Genomic DNA, 6,118 nt, shown 5'->3' with positions numbered 1-6,118 from the left:
CCCTGGGCGGCTCGGAGGCGTCCAAAGTTTCCGTCACGAGCTGGGACAGCACCAAGGGGGGCCCGGACAAGAGCACCGAGGACGGGCGGGCCTACATCCGCGTCGTCGGCGGCCACGCGTCCTTCGCCCACTCCGACGTTTCCTACCTGGGCTTCTGGAGCGGAAACACCGGCGGCCTGTCCCTGACGGGAACGGATGCCGTCGGTTCGTTCAGCGAGGAACAGCCGACGCCGGCACAGACCCCGGAGGCAGATGGCGGTGCCCGGCTCCTGCCGGAGGCCGAGCTGCAAAACCTGTCGCAGGAATCGGCCCAGGACTACAGCGTGGTCACGGCAGGGATAGAAAACCTCCGGGTCGGGAACAACGCCTTCGGGCTCTTCGTGACCAACGCCAGGGATGTGGTCATCAAGGACACCATCATCTACGGAAGCCTGGTGGACGGGCTGGTCCTCCACCGGTTTGTCTCCAACGCCACCATCACCGGGACGTCCTCCTCCGGGAATGCCGTGGACGGATTCAGCATCGGACGGTCCACCGAAACCATCAGCTTCGAGAACATCCAGGCCAGGGAGAACGGCCGCAATGGTCTCTCCATGGACGGCAGGCCGCTGGCCGACGGGCCCAACGCGGTCGGAACCGCCGTGGACGGCTACGGCGCAAACCAGGTCAGCGGGGGCTCGTTTGAGAAGAATGCCAGGTACGGGATCGAGGTGGTGGGCGGTGCCGGCCTGACCATCCGGAACAACTGGCTCGCCCGGAACGAGGTGGGCATTGTCGCCACGGACGGTGCCACGGACGTGACCATCGCCAACAACACGCTGCTTGACCAGAACAGGCAGGCCGTAGCCGTACGGGAGGCGGGATCCAGGGCAGAGGTCACTGGCAACACCATCACCGGTGGGGATACTGGTATTTACGTCCGGGATGCAGGCGCCGTCGTGAAGGAGAACACCCTGAGCAACATTTCCAACCACGGCATCACCTTGCTGGGCGATGTCCAAGAAACCAGTGTCGAGGGCAATTACGTTGCGGGAAACGGGTCAACCGCCATCTGGGCTGAGGCGTCAGCAGGCGCCCTGCTGGGAGAAAACGACATCCTGGCCTGGGTGCCTGCCTACACTGTGGAACGGGTGGTGAAATCGGTCTTCCAGCCGCTGACCTTCATCTGGTTCCTTCTGGGGGCGCTGTTGCTCGTGACTGCCGCAGCCCGCGGCAAAAACGCCGAACGTGTCCTCCGCAGCCCCTACGCCGACCACGTGCCGCTGACCTCGCTCAGCAGGGGAGTGGTGCCGTATGACGATGTGAGGCAACTGCAGTGACGGGCCGCAGGCTGGAGCCCGGCGTCTGGATCGCCCTCGTCTCGATGCTGCTGGTCACCCTGGTGGTTGTCTTCGCGGTGGTCAGCTTCCAGGATGCCGCGCCCAAAACTGATACTGCACCGTCCCCCGGACCGCCTGAAGGGACTGCAGGTCCTCCGGGCGGAGCCGGCGGCCCGGCGCCGGTTTCGCCTGACTGCCCCGCGCCAACCCTGACCGTGGCTACGGCGGCCGAACTGACAGCAGCCCTGGCTGCGCCGCAGCCCGGTGCCGTCATTCTCCTCGCCGACGGCGTGTACGTGGGCAACTTCGTGGGATCCGGCACAGGCACCGCCGAACAGCCCATCACGCTGTGCGGCGGAAAGGGTGCAGTGCTCGACGGCGGCGGCCCGGAGGACGGTTACGTCCTGCACCTGGACCGGGCGTCCTATTGGACGGTGCAGGGCTTCACCGTGCGGAACGGGCAGAAAGGGGTGATGCTCGATGAAACCACCAACTCACTCATCCAGGGCCTGGCGGTTCAGGGCACCGGTGACGAAGGAATCCACCTGCGCCGGTTCAGCTCAGACAACCGGGTGGTGGGCAACACGGTGACCGGCGCCGGACTGCGGAAACCCAAGTTCGGCGAAGGGATCTACATCGGCACCGCCGAGAGCAACTGGTGCGACATCGCGGCCTGCGAACCGGACAAAAGCGACCGCAACGAAATCCGGGGCAACATCATCTCGGGCACCACTGCGGAAAGTGTCGACATCAAGGAAGGAACCTCGGACGGGGTCCTGATCGGCAACAACTTTGAAGGTTCATCCATCCAGGAGGCCGACTCCTGGGTTGATGTCAAAGGCAAGGGCTGGCGGATAGAAAGGAACACTGGCAAGAACTCGCCCTTGGATGGGTTCCAAACACACGAGATCCTCGACGGCTGGGGCACCGGGAACGTCTTCCGGGAGAACACCGCCGAAGTCAACGGTCCCGGGTTTGGATACTCCTTGAAACCGGTGCGCGACAACGTGGTCGAGTGCAGCAACACTGCCTCCCGGGCGGAGCAGGGACTCTCCAACCTGCCCTGCACCAACTAGGGACGTCCCCGGAACCGGGAAGTCTGCTCAAACCTCACCTGACAACAAGGGAACGAGAAACCAATGAACCACCTTGAGTCCTCCAGCGCGCCCAAAATCACCGTCATAGGTACCGGGTACCTCGGCGCAACACACGCAATCTGCATGGCGATCATGGGCTTTGACGTCCTTGGTTGTGACGTGGACACCCACAAAATCGACCAGCTCCGGGCGGGTAAGGTGCCCTTTTACGAACCGGGGCTGCCGGAGAAGCTCCAGGAGGCCTTGGCCTCCGGCCGGCTGAAGTTCACCACCGACCTGGATGACGTGGCCGAATTCGGCGACGTTCACTTCATCTGCGTTGGCACCCCCCAGGCCCCCAACTCGTCTGCGGCAAACCTCAGCTACGTGGAGTCGGCGTTCTCCGGGCTCGCCGCCCGGATCGGGCGCAAGGCACTCCTGGTGGGCAAATCGACAGTTCCCATCGGCACCGCAGAACGGCTCACAGCCCTGGTTGCGGGCATCTCCCCGCTGGGCGCCGAACTGGAACTCGCCTGGAACCCGGAATTCCTCCGCGAGGGTTTCGCGGTCCAGGACACCCTGCACCCGGACCGCCTGGTGTTCGGTGTGAGATCGCCGTGGGCCGAGGACATGCTTCGGCGCGCTTTCAAGCCACTGCTCGACGACGGGACGCCGCTGATCGTCGCGGACCTCGCCACCGCGGAACTGGTCAAGGTGGCCGCCAATTCGTTCCTGGCCACCAAGATCTCCTTCATCAACGCCATGGCAGAGGTTTGTGAGGCCACGTCGGCGGACGTCAGCCTGCTGGCGTCAGCCCTGAGCCTGGATGACCGGATCGGGGGCAGGTTCCTCAAACCAGGGCTTGGCTTCGGCGGCGGTTGCCTTCCCAAGGACATCAGGGCCTTCAAGCACCGCGCCGAGGAGCTCGGTGTGGGACAGGCCGTCAGCTTCCTGGGCGAGGTGGACTCCATCAACAACCGCCGCCGCGTACGCACCGTGGACCTGGTGCGGGAGCTGGCCGGCGGGGATCTTGCGGGGGTGAAGGTCGCCGCTCTCGGTGCTGCCTTCAAACCCAATTCCGACGACGTCCGCGATGCCCCGGCACTGGACGTTGCACGGATGCTCTACCTTGAGGGAGCCATAGTTTCTGTCTACGATCCGGAAGCCAACAGCAACGCCCACCGGCTGTACCCGGACCTGAACTATGTGCGCAGCCTGGCTGCCGCCGTGGAGCAGGCCGACGTGGTGGCACTGCTGACCGAATGGGAGGAGTTCCGCGCGGCTGACCCGGACGATCTGGGCATACTGGTCCGCCACCGCCGCATCGTGGACGGAAGGCACGCGCTCGATCCGGAGCGCTACACGTCGCGGGGCTGGGACTACCGGGCACTGGGGCGTCCTTACCAGCCGAGCATGGCAACCGCCGTCGGGCCTGTCCAGGACAACGCGGCGTAACTGACGCCCTCCACGGGGCAGTCCCAGGAAGTCCGGGCCGTTGGCGGCGCGCTGTCAGCGCGGCGGCCAGCGGTCCGGGCGCCCTGAGTATCTTGGGCCCTCCGGCCAGGCAGTCCGCCGCGGGGCAGGGTTCAGCCGGGCGGCTTCAGTCGAGCAGTGCTGACACGGCCGTGCCCAGGCGGATCCTGCCCACCGGCTGGCCGCCGCCCATCACGGGGCTGACCACTTTTTCCAGGACGCTGGAGACGCCGGGGATGTCCACGGCCCCTGCTGCGGCGAGCATGGTCAGGCCCACCAGGGACGTGGCACGGATGTTGCCGTCCAGAATTTTCACGGCGATTGATACGCCCTGCGGGGTGGCCATGGCCAGCACGCCCTCTGCTCCGATCTTGGCGATGATTCCGAGTTCGTCCATGACCACGGTGTTGTCCTCGCCGCGGCCCTGGACTGCCCAAGGGTAATCCAGCATGGATGTGGCGATGGTGGCTGCGCGGGCGTTGGAGTTCTTGTCGCCCGGCGCTTTGGCCAGCATGGAGAAGGCGCGTGCCAGGCCGGTCAGGGACACGGCGGCTACCGGCGCGCCGCAGCCATCAATCCCCAGGTGCGCGATCCGTTCCCCTGTGTACTCCTCGATCACGCTGCGAACGCGCTGCTGCAGGGGGTGGTTCGGCTCCAGGTAACTGTGCGTGTCCCAGCCGTTTTCGGTACAGGCCCACAGGAACGCCGCGTGCTTCCCGGAGCAGTTGAAGGCCAGCTTCGATTTGCCCCGTTCGGAGCGCACCAGCCAGTTGCGGGCTGTTTCGTCATACGGCCAGGCGGCCGGGCACTGGAGGTGTTCCTCGGTGACGCCTGCGGCCTTCAGCATTCCCTCCGCCACGTCCATGTGGTCCAGGGATCCCACGTGGCTGCCGCACGCCAGGGCCACCTGGGCGCCGCGCAGCGGAACGCCGGACTGCATGGAAGCCAGTGCCTGAAGCGGCTTCAGGGCGGACCGGGCGAAGATCGGGGTGGTGATGTCACCCAGTTCGGTCACTACCGTGCCGTCGGCGGCCAGCAGCACGGCGGAGCCGATATGCCGGGACTCCACAAAGCCGCTGCGTTCGATGACGGCAAGTTCGACGGCGGAGTCCACAGTGAAGGTGGCATGCGGGTTGTGCGGCATGAAGCCAGTCTAGGTGCCGGGCCGCACAATCCCCGGCTACTCCACGGTGACCATGACCGACTGCCAGCCGGATGCGCCGTCCGGCACCGGATCGGCCCGCTGGTCCGTCTGCACGTCGCCGGTCCCGTCCGTGGCGCGGACCTTGATGTAGTGCGGTCCGGGCGTGGCCTCCCAGTCGAAGGACCACTGGCGCCAGGTGATGAGGGACGCCTCGGTGGACAGGACCGCCTCGGCCCAAGGGTTGCTGTCGATCTGGACTTCCACCTTGGTGATGCCGCGGGTCTGGGCCCAAGCCGTGCCGCCGATCGCCACGCGGCCGGCAGGCACCTTGGCGAAGGATTTGGGGACTTCCACGCGGGCCATGGTCTTGATCGGGCCGCGCTCGGACCAGCCACGCTGCGTCCAGTAGGCCTTGCTGTCCGCGAACCTGGTGACTTCCAGGTCCACCACCCACTTGGTGGCCGAAACGAACCCGTACAGCCCGGGCACCACCATGCGCACCGGATACCCGTGCTCCAACGGGAGGGGCTCCCCGTTCATGCCGATCGCGAGCATGGCGTCGCGGTCATCCTGCAGGACTTCGAGCGGCGTGGACGCGCTGAAACCGTCGATCGACGTCGAAAGCACCATGTCCGCTCCGTCTTTGGGGCGGGCCCGCTTGAGGACCTCCCGGATGGGCAGCCCGAGCCATTTGGCGTTCCCGGCAAGATTTCCGCCCACCGGGTTGGACACGCAGGTGAGTGTCACGTGCGATTCGATGAGGTCGGCGTCGAGCAGGTCCTGGAAGGTGAGGCGGACCTCCTCCTCCACCAGGCCGTGGATGCGGAGTTCCCAGTCATCCACGTTGATTTCAGGAACGCTCAGGGCGGTGTCGATCCGGTAGAAGTCGCCGTTGGGGGTGATCCACGGCGTGACGCCGGGAGCAGGGGACTGGACGCCGGCCGGCACCGCGGCGGCGGGCTTCACAGGGGCAGGCAACTGCAGGGCCTCCCGGGCCTGGGCGATGTTGCTGCGGGCGGCGCTGAGCAGGCGTCCGCCGGTGGCAGCGATCCCGGCCCCGATTGCGGTAACTCCTGCAGCGGCGAAGAAGCGGCGCCGGCTGGTGG

At 66.2% G+C, this 6,118-nt stretch carries 5 protein-coding genes; 3 read left to right on the top strand and 2 right to left on the bottom strand.

Features of this window, described 5'->3' with window-relative positions:
* From DBR22_RS11155 to DBR22_RS11145, 3 genes are all read left to right on the top strand, one after another.
* Positions 1-1,319: right-handed parallel beta-helix repeat-containing protein (locus DBR22_RS11155; RefSeq protein WP_181365137.1), on the top strand; the 1,319-nt coding region annotated here is incomplete at its 5' end.
* Positions 1,316-2,395, top strand: coding sequence for a right-handed parallel beta-helix repeat-containing protein (locus DBR22_RS11150; protein WP_258229151.1), 1,080 nt, complete (start codon positions 1,316-1,318; stop codon positions 2,393-2,395). The genes DBR22_RS11155 and DBR22_RS11150, both read left to right, overlap by 4 nt.
* Before the next feature lie 63 nt (positions 2,396-2,458).
* A complete protein-coding gene (locus DBR22_RS11145; protein ID WP_108599070.1) occupies positions 2,459-3,850 on the top strand; it encodes a UDP-glucose dehydrogenase family protein in 1,392 nt (463 codons plus the stop codon).
* Positions 3,851-3,995: 145 nt separating this feature from the next.
* Here the strand turns inward: DBR22_RS11145 and DBR22_RS11140 are convergent, their stop codons facing one another.
* Together DBR22_RS11140 and DBR22_RS11135 are read right to left on the bottom strand one after the other, a co-directional pair.
* A complete protein-coding gene (locus DBR22_RS11140; protein WP_108599069.1) occupies positions 3,996-5,012 on the bottom strand; it encodes an asparaginase in 1,017 nt (338 codons plus the stop codon).
* Positions 5,013-5,048: 36 nt separating this feature from the next.
* On the bottom strand, positions 5,049-6,118 hold a 1,070-nt coding region (locus DBR22_RS11135; RefSeq protein ID WP_108599068.1), incomplete at its 5' end, for a molybdopterin-dependent oxidoreductase.

Origin of the sequence: Arthrobacter sp. HMWF013, from assembly GCF_003061105.1 — a bacterium.
Classification (GTDB): domain Bacteria; phylum Actinomycetota; class Actinomycetes; order Actinomycetales; family Micrococcaceae; genus Arthrobacter.
Note: the sequence above shows the minus strand (reverse complement) of the source record. Positions and strands in the feature narration are given on the sequence as shown.